15 protein-coding genes are annotated in these 15,430 nt (G+C 50.4%); 5 read left to right on the plus strand and 10 right to left on the minus strand.

The features are described from left to right. Position 1: 1 nt before the first annotated feature. From AC9UEO_RS10195 to AC9UEO_RS10225, 7 genes are all read right to left on the minus strand, one after another. Entirely contained in the window at positions 2-715 is a 714-nt protein-coding gene (locus AC9UEO_RS10195) for a proteasome-type protease (RefSeq protein WP_509532785.1), read from the minus strand. A gap of 24 nt (positions 716-739) precedes the next feature. Then, the gene (locus tag AC9UEO_RS10200; RefSeq protein WP_509532788.1) at positions 740-1,543 is read right to left on the minus strand and encodes a transglutaminase family protein; all 804 of its coding nucleotides are present in this window, start codon (positions 1,541-1,543) and stop codon (positions 740-742) included. Next, positions 1,540-2,490 (minus strand): alpha-E domain-containing protein, encoded by a 951-nt coding sequence (locus AC9UEO_RS10205; protein WP_509532790.1) that lies wholly within the window; start codon positions 2,488-2,490, stop codon positions 1,540-1,542. Before AC9UEO_RS10205 ends, AC9UEO_RS10200 begins: the two co-directional genes overlap by 4 nt. Then, positions 2,490-3,911, minus strand: coding sequence for a circularly permuted type 2 ATP-grasp protein (locus AC9UEO_RS10210; protein ID WP_509532793.1), 1,422 nt, complete (start codon positions 3,909-3,911; stop codon positions 2,490-2,492). The genes AC9UEO_RS10205 and AC9UEO_RS10210 overlap by 1 nt, the downstream gene beginning before the upstream one ends. A 190-nt stretch (positions 3,912-4,101) precedes the next feature. After that, positions 4,102-5,013, minus strand: coding sequence for an oxygenase MpaB family protein (locus AC9UEO_RS10215; protein WP_509532795.1), 912 nt, complete (start codon positions 5,011-5,013; stop codon positions 4,102-4,104). A 32-nt stretch (positions 5,014-5,045) separates the two neighbouring features. Beyond that, complete coding sequence (locus tag AC9UEO_RS10220; RefSeq protein WP_509532798.1) at positions 5,046-5,879, minus strand: ion transporter; 834 nt, start codon at positions 5,877-5,879, stop codon at positions 5,046-5,048. 67 nt (positions 5,880-5,946) lie between these two features. Continuing rightward, entirely contained in the window at positions 5,947-6,471 is a 525-nt protein-coding gene (locus tag AC9UEO_RS10225) for an RrF2 family transcriptional regulator (protein ID WP_509532801.1), read from the minus strand. 174 nt (positions 6,472-6,645) lie between these two features. On the opposite strand from AC9UEO_RS10225, the gene AC9UEO_RS10230 reads away from it, so the two are divergent. Then, complete coding sequence (locus AC9UEO_RS10230) at positions 6,646-7,647, plus strand: MerR family transcriptional regulator (RefSeq protein ID WP_509532803.1); 1,002 nt, start codon at positions 6,646-6,648, stop codon at positions 7,645-7,647. Between the two features lie 5 nt (positions 7,648-7,652). Next, positions 7,653-8,735 (plus strand): 3-phosphoserine/phosphohydroxythreonine transaminase, encoded by a 1,083-nt coding sequence (serC, locus tag AC9UEO_RS10235; RefSeq protein ID WP_509532806.1) that lies wholly within the window; start codon positions 7,653-7,655, stop codon positions 8,733-8,735. On the opposite strand, the gene mdeB is transcribed toward serC, so the two are convergent. After that, a complete protein-coding gene (gene mdeB, locus AC9UEO_RS10240) occupies positions 8,726-11,353 on the minus strand; it encodes an alpha-ketoglutarate dehydrogenase (protein ID WP_509532809.1) in 2,628 nt (875 codons plus the stop codon). The genes serC and mdeB overlap by 10 nt on opposite strands. A 106-nt stretch (positions 11,354-11,459) precedes the next feature. On the opposite strand from mdeB, the gene AC9UEO_RS10245 reads away from it, so the two are divergent. Continuing rightward, positions 11,460-11,939 carry an Lrp/AsnC family transcriptional regulator gene (locus AC9UEO_RS10245; protein WP_509532811.1) on the plus strand — a complete coding sequence of 160 codons (480 nt, stop codon included), beginning with the start codon at positions 11,460-11,462 and terminating at the stop codon, positions 11,937-11,939. On the opposite strand, the gene AC9UEO_RS10250 is transcribed toward AC9UEO_RS10245, so the two are convergent. Beyond that, complete coding sequence (locus AC9UEO_RS10250; protein ID WP_509532814.1) at positions 11,929-12,366, minus strand: tetratricopeptide repeat protein; 438 nt, start codon at positions 12,364-12,366, stop codon at positions 11,929-11,931. The genes AC9UEO_RS10245 and AC9UEO_RS10250 overlap by 11 nt on opposite strands. 132 nt (positions 12,367-12,498) lie before the next feature. On the opposite strand from AC9UEO_RS10250, the gene AC9UEO_RS10255 reads away from it, so the two are divergent. Further along, complete coding sequence (locus AC9UEO_RS10255; RefSeq protein WP_509532817.1) at positions 12,499-13,380, plus strand: phytanoyl-CoA dioxygenase family protein; 882 nt, start codon at positions 12,499-12,501, stop codon at positions 13,378-13,380. Beyond that, on the plus strand, positions 13,377-14,717 hold the full coding sequence (locus tag AC9UEO_RS10260) for an NAD(P)H-dependent oxidoreductase (protein WP_509532820.1): 1,341 nt from the start codon (positions 13,377-13,379) through the stop codon (positions 14,715-14,717). The genes AC9UEO_RS10255 and AC9UEO_RS10260 overlap by 4 nt, the downstream gene beginning before the upstream one ends. Positions 14,718-14,724: 7 nt before the next feature. Here the strand turns inward: AC9UEO_RS10260 and AC9UEO_RS10265 are convergent, their stop codons facing one another. After that, positions 14,725-15,381: a hypothetical protein gene (locus tag AC9UEO_RS10265; RefSeq protein WP_509532822.1), complete on the minus strand. Its 657-nt coding sequence runs from the start codon at positions 15,379-15,381 to the stop codon at positions 14,725-14,727. Between the last annotated feature and the right edge of the window lie 49 nt (positions 15,382-15,430).

Raw genomic sequence — 15,430 nt, forward strand, 5'->3', positions numbered from 1 at the left:
ATTATTTCAGCCAATCAGGTTCAGGAAGTTGGTTGAACACATTTCGCAGTCCTTGGCTCCAGCTGCTGCGCAGATCGCGGAAGTAGTCATCGCCTTCGTCGATGCGGTGGCGTTTGAAAACACATAGACCATCTCGTTTGACCATTGCAAAGTCGATGGGCAGTCCGACGGAGAGATTACTTTTGATGGTGGAGTCAAACGACACCAAGGCGCATTTAGCGGCCTTGTACAAACTCAGCTCCGGTTGAATGACGCGGTCTAAGATGGGTTTGCCATACTTGCTCTCGCCAATTTGAAAGAAAGAGGTATCGGCAGAGGACTCAATAAAGTTACCTTGCGGGTAGACCATGAACAGGCGAGGTGCTTCGCCTTTGAGCTGACCGCCCAACAAAAATGTCGCAGAAAAATCCACCGAGGACTGCTCTGGTGCTTCGTTTTGCGTGGTAGTGATGACGTCACGCAACTCTTTGCCAAGCAGCTCTGCGACAGCGAACAAGGAGCCCATGGACGTTAAGGATTCGCCAGTTTTATTTTCGTAATGCTTGATACGACTGACGACCTGTTGGGTGGTTGCCAGATTACCGCTGTTGAGCATGACGATCACACCTTCGCCCAGTGTTTCAAACACCGTCATTTTGCAAAACGTGGAGACATGATCCACACCTGCATTGGTGCGTGAATCAGAGGCGAACAACAAACCCTCGTTCAATGCCATCGCAACACAATAGGTCATAGCGGTTTATTGCTGAGTGAAGTTAACCAATCCTACTTTCGCAAAACTGTCCAAGGTTTCGTTGCCGCCTCCAATGCGCACACCCCGAACAGGACTTGCATCATCGTAGTCAAGTCCATGCGCCAAGCGAATATGGCCTTGGTCTGCCCCGACCGAATTACTGACGTCAAACCCAACCCAACGTGCGCCAATCCAAACTTCTGCCCAGGCATGGCTGGCCACATGGCCTTGATCCTCTGAATTGAGATAACCGCTGACATACCTAGCGGGCAAACCTAAGTGTCGGACACAAGCCAAAAACACATGCGTGTGGTCTTGGCACACGCCTTTGCCGACTGCAAAAGATTGGGCTGCACTGAAGCCTACTTGGGTGTGACCTTTTTCATACGGCATTTGATTGAGCAAGGCCAGCATCACATCGTGCAAGCCAAGGTAGGGGCGGGAACGAACAGTTTGCCGAAACGGTTCTATAAACGCTTTGATCGCGGAATCCGGCTGTGTCAGTGGCGTTATGCGCAAGAAAACCGCAGGCGGTACGGGCCCCTCGGGTTCCCCTTGGTCGCTTTGCATGAGTTCAATCACACCCTGAGCTCTGAGGACAATCGATTGCAAAGGCTTGTCTAACACCAAACAGTGACATTGGTTGCCATAGGCATCTGTCCATGGCGTGGCTTTGACTGGCAGCACAAGTTGCCATTGACTGATTTGTTGTCTTGCGGTTTGCGGGGGCGACATGCGCAGCATTTGTATGCTTCGGCGCATGGGCTGATCGTAGGTATAGGTGGTTTCGTGGAAGATTTGCAATTTCATGACAAAACTTCCAAATACTCGGTTTGCACAGCTTGTGCAAGACCTATGTTTTCTTCGACAAATTTCTCTAAATAATCTTCCAAACCCAGTGCATATACCTCTTTCAATGCGCCATAGCGTAAGTGGGTCAAAAGGTTGGCGCAACGTTTGCGAGCTTCACGCCCTGTTTGCTGAGGAAGTTGACTGAGTATGAGAGCGCACTCATCCAAACAAAAATGCAGAGAACGTGGAACCCTTGGATTGAATATCAATAATTCAGCAACACGATCGGCATCGATGGTGTCACGGTAGGTATCTCGGTACGCCTCCAAAGCGCTGACTGATCGAAGCACTGCGCCAAGCCGGTAGTAGTCGTCCACCATGTCGTTGCCTTCTTCTGCTTGGCGTCGTGTCTTGACGCTCAAAATACGCGCTGTATTGTCTGCGCGTTCAAGGTAGGTGCCAAGTCGAATGAAATGGTAGGGCTGGTCACGTTGAACAGTAGCAAAGGTAACGCCACGAAAAAGGTGAGAGCGCTGCTTGATCCATTCAAAAAAACTTGAATCAACGACGGTATCGTTGCGCAGCATTTTCTTTTTGCGTGTCAGCAACTCCAGCCATGTGTCATTGATACATTCCCACATTTCTACCGTCATGGCACCGCGAACCGCTCGTGCATTTTCTCGGCTGGCTTGTATGCAATTGAAAATAGAGGAGGGATGGTCTTGGTCCCATGCCAAGAATTGCGCTACTTGGTCTGAACGAAAGGGTTTGCCAGTGGTTTCAAAAGCAGCAAGTGTGTCAGTGATGACCAAGGGTTCTTTGATGGCATCAACATCGTCGCCTTGGCTGTCGCTGGCTGAAACCAGAGCAAACGACTGTCCCACCTCCAAGATTCGCGCCATGTTTTCTGCACGTTCAAGGTAGCGAGACATCCAATAGAGTTGCGCAGCAACACGAGACAACATCAGTGAGCCTCGCTCTCTTCAAGCACCCAAGTGTCCTTGGTGCCGCCCCCCTGAGAGGAGTTCACTACCAAAGAGCCCTCTCTCAAAGCTACTCGGGTCAAGCCACCCGGCACGATGCGGGTTTTGTCTCCCATCAGCACAAAGGGGCGTAAATCGATGTGTCGTGGTGCAATGCCTTGGTCTACAAAAATAGGGCAGGTCGACAGGCTCAGCGTGGGCTGTGCAATGTAATTATCCGGATGGGCTTTGATGCGCTTGGCAAAAGCGTCAATTTCACTCTTGGTGGATGCAGGACCTACCAACATGCCGTAGCCGCCTGCGCCATGCACCTCTTTGACCACCAAGTCTTTTAGGTTCGCCAACACATAGCTCAATTCGTCAGCATGACGACATTGCCAAGTTTGGACGTTCTTCAAAATGGGTTCTTCTTGAAGGTAAAAACGAATCATCGCTGGCACAAAGGGGTAGATGGATTTGTCGTCAGCCACACCGGTTCCCAAGGCATTGGCAATGATGACATTGCCTTGTCGGTAAACCGAAGCCAAGCCAGGCACACCGATGTACGAGTCTGCTTGAAAGCACAAGGGGTCCATATAGGTGTCGTCCACGCGGCGGTAGATCACATCCACTTGTTGCGGTCCTTCGGTGGTTTGCATATAAACAAAACCATCTCTGACAAACAGGTCTGAACCTTCAACCAGTTCGATGCCCATTTGCTTGGCCAAAAATGCATGCTCAAAGTAGGCACTGTTAAACCGGCCAGGTGTGTGCAGCACTACGGTTGGTTGTTCTACCCAGCTAGAAGATCTGAGGGTTTGTAGCAAGAGTGCAGGGTAGTGTTCAACTGGTCGAACTGCGTAGCGGCGAAACAGGTCTGGGAAGAGTCGCATCATCAAGATGCGGTTACTCAGCATGTATGACACGCCCGAGGGCACACGAAGGTTATCTTCCAACACATAAAAGCTGCCATCTGCATGGCGAATGATGTCTACACCTGCAATATGCGCGTAGATTTGGTGGGGCAAGTCCAGTCCCAACATCATGGGCATGAACTGTGTATTGGCCAAGACTTCCTCGCTTGGCACAATGCCGGCTTTTAAGATGGACTGTTGGTGATAGACATCATGCAAAAACATATTGATGGCCGTCACGCGTTGAACCAAGCCCTTCTCCATCAAGGCCCATTCGCCTGCATCAATGATGCGGGGGATCAAGTCAGAGGGAATCAGGCGTTCTGTACCACCCTCGTCACCGTTCAAAGAAAAAGTAATCCCAGTGCGGCGAAAAATCAAATCCGCCTCATTTTGTTTTTGCTGGATGGTTTCGGCAGAAATACCTTTCAGCCATGTATCAAAGGGGGTGTAGTGCGATCGTGCCAATCCGTTGGATTGCCGCATTTCATCAAATATGGCGTGTGCCATGAAGATCCGCCTTGATTGAATAGGTGTTACCTATGCTTAAGCAGACTTTATGCCCAGCATATCTTTGCTACTTTTCAGTGCAACGCTCAATGAATATCTGTTTTTTTAAGTTTTCAAGGGCTTGCAGCCAGCACTATTGCCCGATAACAGTGCGCGTAGAGAGTAATGCACCTTCATGGGGCAAAAATTTTCAGCGATGAAGCGCCATTCTTTTACGCGAAAAAGCAGCGACACCTTCTTCGTCAAGTGCCGCTTGAAGCGGTAAGCCTGCAAGCTGAAGTGCATGACGAACGGCTTGTTTGTGCAGGGGGCTTGAAGGCGTTCGACCTAGCATGGCCAAGACCCAATCCGGGAGTTCATCAAATGCGGCTCGTATCACCAACTTGATCAGAGGCCGCTCCCACAGGGTGCTGGGATAGTTCTCAATCACCTTGATGATCTCTGCAGTTCGATGATCGAACCGCAAGTCAGGCAAAAAGGCAAGCAGGGCTTGTTCGCTGGCTTGCTTGGTCTGGGGCAAATCATTTATGCCGAGGTGTTTGCCAATCAACGTCATTTCGGCCAAGTAGCGGTCTTCCTCTGCGTGCTCAAGTGGGTTGAGTGAAAAACTTTGGTAGGCACGTAAAAAACTACTCACCTCGCCTAAATGCACCCAGCGCAGCAGTTCGGGTTCATTGGCCACATAGGCAGAACCATCGGGCATGGAGCCATGCACATTGGCATGAATTCGATTGACGCGGTCTATGGCTTTCAAGGCCAACTCGCTAGGCCCGTAGGTGGTGATAGCGACAAAGTAAGCGGTTCTACCCAATCGTGCTTTAAGGTCATGGCGAAAATTTGAATGGTCCCAAACCGCTGCCAAGGCCCGCGGATGCAAAGCTTGCAACATCAGCGAAGACAAGCCCCCCACCATCATGCTGATGAAATGCGCATGGACCCGCCAAGCCTGTGAGTCGGGTCCTAGCAATCCTGGGTCGCCAAGGGGTTGTTTGAAGTTGTCCAATGACTGGGTTGACCCTGTCATTTGCCGAATATGCGTACCAATCAGGCGACGCAAACCTTCGGGCATAGGCAGGGCTGACCTAACACGGCATTCAAACATGTTGTTGTGAGGAAGCGGCCAGCTGCGCATGGTCAAGAGCGAGGTGGTGACTGCGCCGTTTGCTTTTCAAGCAACTGACGCAACTCACTGAGTTCACGGTGTACGGTGCGCAATTCATGCTCTATGGCGTTGAATTGTGCGTGGTCTTTTCTATCTTGTTCTTTATCAGCCGTGATGGAGTCCACGATGACTGCGATGAACAGATTGAAGACAATGAAAGTAGCAATGAGAATAAAAATAACAAAAAATATCCAGGCATAGGGGAAAACCTCCATGATGGGTCTGGCCAGTTCTTGTGACCAACCTTCCAAGGTCATGATTTGAAACAAAGTAAACGCACTCGCCCCCAAGTCGCCAAACCATTGGGGGAAATCATGGCGAAAGAGATTCGTTGCGATCACGGCCGCCACATAAAAAATAATCAAAATCAAACCAAAAACAGAGCCCAGTCCTGGCAAAGAGCCGAGCAAACCGCCCACCACTTTGCGCATGCTTTCGACTTTGTTGATCAGACGAAGTACCCGCAAAACCCTTAAAGCTCTTAAGACAGATAAAGAGCCCGAAGCAGGAATAAGCGCAATACCTACAACAACAAAGTCGAATACACACCAAGGATCTTTGAAATAAGCAAGACCTCTTGCTGTGATGAGAATCACGATTTCAGCGATGAAGATCCACAAAATAGCGTGGTCAACCAAAATCAATTGCATACCAATGCTGCTCATGATGTCGGCATCGGTTTCTAAGCCAAGGATTACTGCATTGAGCAAAATAAGGAAAACCAAAAAATTTTGAATCCATGGGTTTTCCATGAAATCTTCAATTCGGTTTTTCCAAGGACTGCTTGAATGGTAAACGTGATTCATAGAACTGCATCTTATTTTTAAAATGATGCAGACTTTAGCGCATAGCCTTGCTGGCTAAGGCTGGTACTTAGGCGGCTAAAGAATGGGCTAATGTGAAAACCGAATTGGGCCCCGTTGGTAATTTGGGCACTTGAAGGGGTTTAAATTTCCGAGGATCGAGTTTGGCTGATGCAGTCGTTGAGGGTACGCCGCCCCAAGCATCATCTGGCAATTGGTGCATGACGTCGGCCAAACTCAAACCCTGCAAATGGGTTTCCCAAAAACTTTTCATCAGGTGCGAAATCACGTCTTTGCTCATCTCCCCTTGATCTTCGCGGGGGCGGTGTTTGGATTGCTCTTGAAAATCGAAATGCTTAACCAGATCCAACAACATAACTTCAGTTGGTTTTCCTTGCGTGCAATACCCACCACCCGGGCCACGGTAAGAAACCACAAAACCATGTTTCTTCAGTTGAGAGAACAAAGACTCTAAGTAAGACACCGATAGACCTAGCCGTTTACTGACAATTTCGGTGGTGACAGGCCCATTGTCCTGATGCTTGCATACCCACAACATGGTGTTGACCGCGTTTTGCGTCAGTTTAGAAAACATATCAATCTCCAGACTTTATCTCAGGGTGTTAACCACTAAAGAGTGGTATGAATCGATTTCATAGTTGTAATATAGGTTAAAAAAGAACAATTTCAATAAAAAAGAATAAATATGAGTCATTATCGAGTTAATATTAGGTCAAAACCTATTCAATCAATCGGAAAAGAGGGCGATATGCAGCGTAATACTTCAACCGACCCCATGCAAGGCAGGTACAGAATTGGCGCGGTGGCCAAACTGGCTGGTTTGCCTGTAGCAACTTTGCGGGTATGGGAGCGCCGCTACTCGGTAGTCACGCCACCCAAAACCGATGGCGGCCATCGTCTTTACAGTGACCAAGATGTGCTCAAAGTCACCTTGCTGAAAAGCTTGACGCAACAAGGGCACGCCATCAGCACCTTGTCGGACTTGGATATTTCATCCTTGCAAAGCTTGTTGAATGAGTCACGCCAAGCGGTGCAGGTGCACGCGGCACGTCAAGTGCTGCCGGCAGTGATTTCCTTGGTGGTCGTTGGCTACAACTTGGCCTCACGCTTAGAAACGCAAAAGTTCACCTTGAGTTTTGGTCATGCCAGTTTGAAGGTAGTGCAGGTGTTCACTGATTTGCAAGACGCTTTGTCTTCGGCGGAAATGCCCGCAGTGGACGACGCCTCCACCATGCTGGTACTGAGTCAATCATCGGTGCTTTCCAACTACGCGGACGATATCTTGCGTCTGCAACAGCGTTTGAAAGTCAGCAAAGGATTGCTGATTTACCGCTATGCCTCTGAGCAGGTCCTACAAGACTTGAAGAACGCTGGTTTGCTTTTGCGGCGTGAGCCGGTGTCTGATACCGATTTAAGTGACATCATGCAGTCGGTGCTGTTCGTAGACCCGTCAAGACATCTTTCTCAATTGACCACCAAAACCATTCCTGCGAGGCGTTATTCTGATCAGGTATTGCAGCGTGTTGCAGCTATTTCAACCCAAGTGCTGTGCGAATGTCCACGCCACGTGGCCGAGTTGATCGCTCAGCTCAGCAGTTTTGAAAAATACAGTAGCGAATGTTTGAATAGCTCGGTCAATGATGCCAAGCTGCACGCTTATCTCTCTGCGGTCTCTGGCACTGCGAGGGCTTTGTTTGAGGAGGCTTTGCAACGCGTGGCGCTGCAAGAAGGTATAGACTTGTCAGATTAAGCCCTATGAACCGCGTTATCAATTTCAGTTCCGGCCCTGCTACCTTGCCAGAGACCGTTTTGCGACAAGCTGCCAGCGATATGCTGGACTGGCAGGGAAGTGGCATGTCAGTCATGGAGATGAGCCACCGAGGGCCTGAGTTCACACAAATCTTGGCCCAAACACAGTCGCTGATAAAAACTTTATTGGCCATTCCTGACAACTACAGTGTGTTGTTGTTGCAGGGCGGGGCTATTGCACAAAACGCGATCGTGCCCATGAACCTGATCGGCTCAACAGGCCAGGCAGACTACGTGGTCAGTGGCAATTGGTCAGACAAGTCGATGCAAGAAGCCGCTGGTTACGGCCATGTCCATCTCGCCGCCAGTTCCCAAGCGCAAAGCTTCACATGTATGCCTGATCAAGCCACTTGGCAGTTGTCAGAAAAGCCTGCCTATGTGCATTTTTGTAGCAATGAAACCATTGGTGGCGTGGAATGCCATTGGACGCCAAACACAGGTGATGTACCTCTGGTTGCCGACATGTCCTCCAACATCATGTCCCGACCCATCGACGTCTCTCGTTATGGACTGATTTATGCAGGCGCACAAAAAAACATGGGACCCTCTGGCGTTACTTTGGTGATTGTTCGCCAAGATTTGATGGGCCATGCGTTGGCCTCAACGCCCTCAGCCTTCAACTACCAAATACAAGCCGAAAACGAGTCCATGTACAACACCCCGCCCACCTATGCCATTTACATCATGGGTTTGGTTTTGCAGCATATTCAAAGCGAAGGTGGCTTGCCTGCCATGCAAGAGCGCAATCTTGCAAAGTCCCAGTTGCTCTATGATTTTTTAGACCAAAGTCGCTTCTTCAGCAACCGTGTGCGCCCAGAAGATCGCTCTCGCATGAATGTGACTTTTTATTTGCGCGATGAATCCTTGAACACTGAGTTCCTGAATGTTGCGCAATCCCAAGGCATGGTTCAACTGCGCGGCCACCGTATCGCGGGCGGTATGCGAGCCTCCATTTACAACGCCATGTCGCTTTCAGCGGTGCAAAAGCTGCGCGACTTTATGTTTGCGTTTGAAAAACATCACGCTTGAGCCAGCGCCACACGGGCCGCTTTAGCGATGTGGTGCGCATCCACTTGGAAAAAGTTTCTTAACTCCGCGCGTGTGTCGCTGCGGCCAAACCCATCGGTGCCTAATGCTATGTAGCGTCTGTTGGGGGGCAGGTAGGCCCTCACACTTTCTGCGACAGCCCTGACATAGTCAGTGGCAGCAATCACAGGCCCATGGGTGTTGCTCAGTTGGGTGCTGACAAACGGGGTCAGGTTTTCACCTCCCGTCAAGGCTACCTGCTCACAAGTCTGCCCATTTCTGGCCAGTTCACTCCAACTGGTCACACTGAACACTTTTGAGGCAATGCCTTCCTTTGCCAATAAATCAGCGGCTTGCATCACTTCTCGCAAAATGGCACCCGAACCCAAAAGCGTCACCTCTGCAGTGGCTTGAGGCACCGCTGAGCGGTTATCTGAAAGCAGGTACATACCTTGCAAAATCTCGGCCTCCCTACCAGTTTTCAGATCCGGCTGGGCATAGTTTTCGTTCATCAGGGTGATGTAATAAAACACATCTTTTTGGTCAACCATCATCTCTCGCATACCTTGGTCGACGATGACCGCCATCTCGCAAGCGAATGCTGGGTCATAGGCTTTGCAATTAGGGATGGTGGCCGCCACCAAATGGCTGGTGCCGTCTTGGTGCTGCAAGCCTTCGCCACCCAAGGTGGTACGCCCCGAGGTGGCGCCCAGTAAAAAGCCTCTGGCACGTTGGTCTGCGGCAGCCCAAATCGCATCTCCCACCCGCTGGAAGCCAAACATGGAATAGTAGATGTAGAAAGGCAGCATGGCCAAGCCATGAACGCTGTAACTCGTGGCCGCAGCTGTCCAACTGGCAATCGCACCAGCTTCGCTGATGCCTTCCTCCAAAATTTGGCCATCCATGGCTTCGCGGTAACTCAGCACCGAGCCTATATCTTCGGGCTCATACTTTTGCCCCACACTGGAATAAATGCCCACTTGTTTGAACAGATTCGCCATGCCAAAGGTGCGGGCTTCGTCGGCCACGATAGGTACGATGCGTGTGCCAAGCTGCGGGTCTTTCATGAGATTGCCAAGCAAACGAACAAATGCCATGGTGGTCGACATCTCTTTGCCATCAGCAAGGGTTGCGAAGTTCGCGTAGCTGCTCAAGGCTGGTACGGCAATGGTGTCGCAAGCAGTTTCACGCTTGGGCAAGTAGCCGCCCAATTGTTGACGCCGAGCATGAAGGTATTGCATCTCAGGGCTGTCGTCTTGCGGTTTGAAAAACGCCAGCTCTTTGGCTTGTTCGTCACTCAATGGAAGATTGAAGCGGTTGCGAAACTCCAGCAGCGCCGTGTCATCGAGTTTTTTCTGACTGTGGGTGGTCATCTTGCCTTGACCCGCTTGCCCCATGCCATAGCCTTTTTTGGTGTGCGCCAAGATGACGCTGGGTTGGCCTTGGTGAACCGCGGCTGCCGCATAAGCCGCATGGATTTTGACCAAATCATGGCCGCCTCGTTTCAAGCGGTCAATTTGTTCATCGCTCAGGCCTTGAGCGAGTTGGGTCAACTCTGGGTTTTGTCCGAAAAAATTATCACGATTGAAGCGCCCGTCTTTGGCTGCAAAGGTTTGCATTTGCCCGTCCACTGTGTTGGCAAAAGCTTTCACCAAGGCTTGTTGGGTATCTCTGGCAAACAAGCCATCCCAGTCGCTGCCCCAAATGAGTTTGACCACATTCCAGCCCGCGCCACGAAAGAGTTTTTCCAGTTCATCAATGATGCGCCCATTTCCGCGAACTGGGCCATCCAAGCGCTGCAAATTGCAGTTAACCACCCATACCAGGTTGTCTAATTTTTCGCGGGACGCAAGCGTCAAAGCGCTCATGCTCTCGGGTTCGTCCATTTCGCCATCGCCAAACACGCCCCAAACTTTGCGCTGACTGCAGTCAAGCAGTTGGCGGTGCGACAGGTAGCGCATAAATCGGGCGTGGTAAATCGAACTGATAGGCCCTAGCCCCATCGAGCCAGTGGGGAATTGCCAAAAATCGGGCATCAACCATGGGTGAGGGTAGCTCGATAAGCCTCTTGCCCCCGCTTGGGGTGCACTCAGCTCTTGTCGGTAATGCGCCAAATCCTGTTCGCTTAAGCGACCCTCTAGAAAGGCTCTTGCATAGACGCCAGGCGCACTGTGGGGTTGGAAAAACACCAAGTCGCCGCCATGTTGTTGATTGCGGCCATGAAAGAAATGGTTAAACCCCACTTCAAATAAATCAGCAGCGCTGGCGTAACTGGCAATATGGCCACCGAGTTCTCCGTAAGCCGCGTTAGCTCTTGCCACCATCGCCAACGCATTCCAGCGCATCAGCGAGGCAATTTTTTCTTCGATGGCTAAATCGCCAGGAAAGGGCGTTTGAACATCCACGGCAATGGTATTGACGTAGGGTGTGACCAACTCGGGTGACCAGTCCAATTGTTTTTGGTGGGCCAGTGAGACGAGTTGGTCAAGCAAAAAACCTGCACGTTCAGCCCCATGTTGCAGCACGACGGCGTTGAATGCGTCACGCCACTCGGCGGTCTCTTGTGGATCTTGATCCATGTTCGCTGTGGGCAAGGAGGGGTTGACCAGTCTTTTATTCATAACCCCCAATGTAGCGAGAAGGCGACCAAATAAATCTCTTATATATAGTCAATTTTCGATATTTATCAGCATAAAATATATAAAAAATTACTTTTTAAGGAATTTTATGTCGTTAGATATGATTGATTACAAAATATTAGACCAATTGCAGCAAGACAGCGCCATCACCAATGTCGAGCTAGCCAAACGGGTGCACCTCTCGCCATCTCCTTGTCTGAATCGGGTCAAGGCGCTAGAGGCTTCGGGCGTGATTCAAAAATATGTGGCGCTGACCGAACCCAAGGCTTTGGGCCTTGGGTTGAATGTTTTTATCTCCATCAGCTTGAAAGAGCAGTCCAAGCAGACCTTGGCTGAATTTGAGAAGCGCATTGCTGACCATGACGAGGTGATGGAGTGCTACCTGATGACAGGGGACTCCGATTACTTGATTCGAGTGGCCATTGCCGATATGGCGACCTTAGAAAAATTTATATTGGAGCAACTCTCGCCCATCCCAGGTGTCGAAAAAATTCGAAGCAGCTTTGCATTGAAGCAAGTTCGCTATAAAACTGCTTTACCCTTGAAGCCGCCTGCTTTTACTTCTTGAATTTATCAATGGACTTTTTCAAATCGAGGTATTCCTCGCATTGCAAGCCACAAATTTTTTCAAGCGAGGCAAGCAATTCTTTGGCTTTATCGATTTGCTTGGTTTGCACATAGGTTTGCCCTAGGTATTCATGTGCCCCGCGGTGGTTGGGGTCAATGCGCAAGGCTTCCTTGTAGTTGAAGATGGCCTCAGGGTAGCGTTTGCTGTTGCGCAAGCTAAACCCCAGCAAGTTAAAGCCATCGGCGTTGTTGGGATTGGTTTTGACAAATTTTTCCAAGCTTGCAACGGCAGAACTCCAGTCCTTTTTGGCGATCAAGGCTTTCGCCGACTCTAGGTCGGGTGGGGCATTACCGTCCGAAATATCTGCTCCCCATGCCGTAGAGGTCGATAGCAACAGGCTGAAAAAAAGATGAAAAAAAGCTTTCATGGGCGAGACTCCAGGCACTTAGGTGACAGCAAAACGCTGATTATGGCCAAGGTTGCTATTCCTCAAAGGAAGAGACTTTAGGAAATAGCGATAATTTGTTGAATTCTGAATACCGGTCTAGAGGAGACGCATATGAAATTGACCCCAGAGCAGCACGCTCAGTTTGACAAAGAGGGCTATTTATTTTTCCCTGGTTTGTTTAACCCTGAAGAGACCCGCGTCATGGTGGAAGAGGTGCCTCGCCTTTACAGCCGTCGGGAAGCTTTCAATGTGCGCGAAAAGGGCAAGGACGCGGTTCGCACCAATTTTGCGGCACATATGTACAGCGAACCCTTTGCAAAATTGGCTCGTCATCCACGCATGATCGAGCCCGTTGAAGACTTGTTTGGTGAAAAACTTTACATGCACCAGTTCAAGATCAACGGCAAGATGGCTTTTGAAGGTGATGTGTGGCAATGGCACCAAGACTACGGCACATGGCTTAACGACGACATGATGCCCACTGAGCGAGCCATGAATGTGGCCATCTTTTTGGATGATGTGAATGAATTTAATGGCCCTTTGATGTTCATCCCTGGCAGCCACAAAAAAGGTGTGATCGACGCAAAGCACGATTTGACCACCACCAGCTATCCCCTGTGGACCGTGGACAACGACCTGATCAGCCAATTGGTTGCACGCGCAGGCGGTAAGCGCGGCGGCATTGTCAGCCCCACGGGCCCTGCAGGCTCGATGATTTTGTTTCACAGCTGTTTAGTTCATGCCTCTGCTAGCAATTTGTCGCCTTGGAACCGTGTCAGTGTCTACCTGAGTTTGTGTGCGGTGAGCAACCATATTCGTCGCCACAAACGACCTGAATTCATTGCGCACAGAGACTTCACCCCCATCGAGTGCTTGCCCGACGATTGCTTATCCACGTCTTACCCTGTGGATTTGCCTTGGGCCAATGGCTTGCCCGCCAGCGCATTGGTCACGACTGATGTCCCTTTTGACCAAGCCAAAGAAGCCGCATGAGTTTGCACCATCAACTGCTGCAGCGCGAACGAGACAACAATCCCATACGCGTTGCGCTGATTGGCGCGGGAAAGTTTGGCGCCATGTACTTGGCTCAGGTTCCGCGAACCCCTGGGGTGCATTTGGCAGGCATTGCTGATTTATCTCTGGCAAGCGCCAAAACCAATTTGGCCCGTGTAGGCTGGAGCGAGCATCAATCGCAGGCCAAGTCCTTGGACGAAGCATTCCAGCAACGACAGACTTTCCTCACAGAAGATTGGCGCTCTTTGGTGAGTGACCCGCGCATCGATGTGGTGGTGGAATGCACCGGCAACCCCATCGCTGCGGTCGAGCATTGCCTTGCTGCGTTCGAGCATGGCAAGCACGTCGTCAATGTGACGGTGGAAGCAGACGCATTCTGCGGCCCTTTGCTTGCGCGAAAAGCAGCTCTTGCTGGCGTGGTGTATTCGCTGGCCTTTGGTGACCAACCTGCGTTGATTTGCGATTTGGTCGATTGGGCTCGCACCTGCGGTTTCCCTGTGGTGGCGGCGGGTCGTGGTCACAAATGGTTGCCGCATTTTTGTGAGTCCACGCCTGACACCGTTTGGGGCAACTACGGACTCACCCCAGAGCAAGCCAGTCGTGGCGGATTGAACCCCAAAATGTTCAATAGTTTTTTAGATGGATCTAAACCTTCTATTGAAAGCACGGCGGTGGCTAACGCCACAGGTTTGGATGTCCCCAGCAATGGCTTGCTCTACCCACCGGCCAGCGTAGAAGACATCCCTTTCGTGACACGCCCCATCAGCGAGGGTGGTGTGTTGGAGCACAAGGGCATGGTGGAAGTCATTTCTTCACTCGAAGCCAATGGGCGTGTCATTCCTTATGACATTCGAATGGGCGTGTGGGTGACGGTGGAGGCCGAGACGGATTACATCAAAAACTGTTTCGAAGAGTACAACGCGCATACCGACCCCACGGGGCGTTATTTCACTTTGTACAAGCGTTGGCATTTGATCGGGCTTGAGGTCGGCATGTCGGTGGCCAGTGTGGCATTGCGAGGCGAGCCCACAGGTGTGGCGCAGGGTTGGCAAGCCGATGTGGTGGCCACCGCAAAGCGAGATTTGAAAGCGGGAGAAATACTCGATGGCGAGGGCGGTTACACCGTGTGGGGCAAGTTGCTCCCCGCCCGTACATCATCACGCATGGGCGGGCTGCCTTTGGGCTTGGCGCATCAGGTGAAGTTAATACGTGATGTGAAAAAGGGGCAATCCCTGTGCTGGGACGATGTGGCCATGGACACCACGTTACCTGCCTACCGCATCAGAATGGAAATGCAAAATATTTTTGCTGCCTAAGCAGGCCTTAGGAAGATTTTTTCTTCATCTCGGAACGCAAAACCTTCATCAGCAGCATCCATTCCCCGCCGTTTTGAACCGTGAAGGTGAATTTTTCGTTCATGCCATTGTTCATTTGAATTTCATGCCAGTTGGCAAACAATGACAAGCCCTTGATTCGTTTGGCACTCTCGGTGAAAGAAATCTCGATATGGATAAAAGAGATGTCCTCATTGCTGTCAAAAGATTTGAAATACAAGCCGTCTGAGAGTAAATACAAAACACCCGTGGAAAGCGTGAAGCGATTGGACGTGTTGGCGGGACCATAGGCAATGATGGTTTTGTTGATAAGTTCAACTGGAATGCTTTGCCGAATAATCTGCTGCGTATCGTTAGTTTTATAAAAGGCAAAAGCTAAGCCAAGACCAACTGCCACCCACGCGTAAATTGCATTGCCGCTAAAGAGGAAGATGGCCAAAGCCACCAGCAAAAATGGTATGGATAAATCCAGACGCATTTCCCAAGGGCCACGCGAGATCAGCAGTGAACTGTTGTCAAGCGTGTTGGCCAAAATAAGCGGCGAAATATTGGGTTTTTCGTTTTGCACATGCGGCAGTTGCGAACCGCAGTTTTGGCAAAAAACATTTTCGCTTGGGTTGATGAAATAGCAACTGGTGCAAATCATGGGGTGCTTTCAGAATTTGCGTGCATCAATGTGATTTGGCTTTGGCAGG

Source organism: Limnohabitans sp. (assembly GCF_040401495.1).
Lineage (GTDB): Bacteria > Pseudomonadota > Gammaproteobacteria > Burkholderiales > Burkholderiaceae_C > Limnohabitans.

Coding starts and splice junctions, on each gene's coding strand:
- AC9UEO_RS10225 (WP_509532801.1), bottom strand. CDS start 6,471: ATGTTTTCTAAACTGACGCAAAACGCGGTCAACACCATGTTGTGGGTA.
- AC9UEO_RS10220 (WP_509532798.1), bottom strand. CDS start 5,879: ATGAATCACGTTTACCATTCAAGCAGTCCTTGGAAAAACCGAATTGAA.
- AC9UEO_RS10265 (WP_509532822.1), bottom strand. CDS start 15,381: ATGATTTGCACCAGTTGCTATTTCATCAACCCAAGCGAAAATGTTTTT.
- AC9UEO_RS10200 (WP_509532788.1), bottom strand. CDS start 1,543: ATGAAATTGCAAATCTTCCACGAAACCACCTATACCTACGATCAGCCC.
- AC9UEO_RS10250 (WP_509532814.1), bottom strand. CDS start 12,366: ATGAAAGCTTTTTTTCATCTTTTTTTCAGCCTGTTGCTATCGACCTCT.
- AC9UEO_RS10215 (WP_509532795.1), bottom strand. CDS start 5,013: ATGTTTGAATGCCGTGTTAGGTCAGCCCTGCCTATGCCCGAAGGTTTG.
- AC9UEO_RS10210 (WP_509532793.1), bottom strand. CDS start 3,911: ATGGCACACGCCATATTTGATGAAATGCGGCAATCCAACGGATTGGCA.
- mdeB (WP_509532809.1), bottom strand. CDS start 11,353: ATGAATAAAAGACTGGTCAACCCCTCCTTGCCCACAGCGAACATGGAT.
- serC (WP_509532806.1), top strand. CDS start 7,653: ATGAACCGCGTTATCAATTTCAGTTCCGGCCCTGCTACCTTGCCAGAG.
- AC9UEO_RS10255 (WP_509532817.1), top strand. CDS start 12,499: ATGAAATTGACCCCAGAGCAGCACGCTCAGTTTGACAAAGAGGGCTAT.
- AC9UEO_RS10195 (WP_509532785.1), bottom strand. CDS start 715: ATGGCATTGAACGAGGGTTTGTTGTTCGCCTCTGATTCACGCACCAAT.
- AC9UEO_RS10230 (WP_509532803.1), top strand. CDS start 6,646: ATGCAGCGTAATACTTCAACCGACCCCATGCAAGGCAGGTACAGAATT.
- AC9UEO_RS10205 (WP_509532790.1), bottom strand. CDS start 2,490: ATGTTGTCTCGTGTTGCTGCGCAACTCTATTGGATGTCTCGCTACCTT.
- AC9UEO_RS10260 (WP_509532820.1), top strand. CDS start 13,377: ATGAGTTTGCACCATCAACTGCTGCAGCGCGAACGAGACAACAATCCC.
- AC9UEO_RS10245 (WP_509532811.1), top strand. CDS start 11,460: ATGTCGTTAGATATGATTGATTACAAAATATTAGACCAATTGCAGCAA.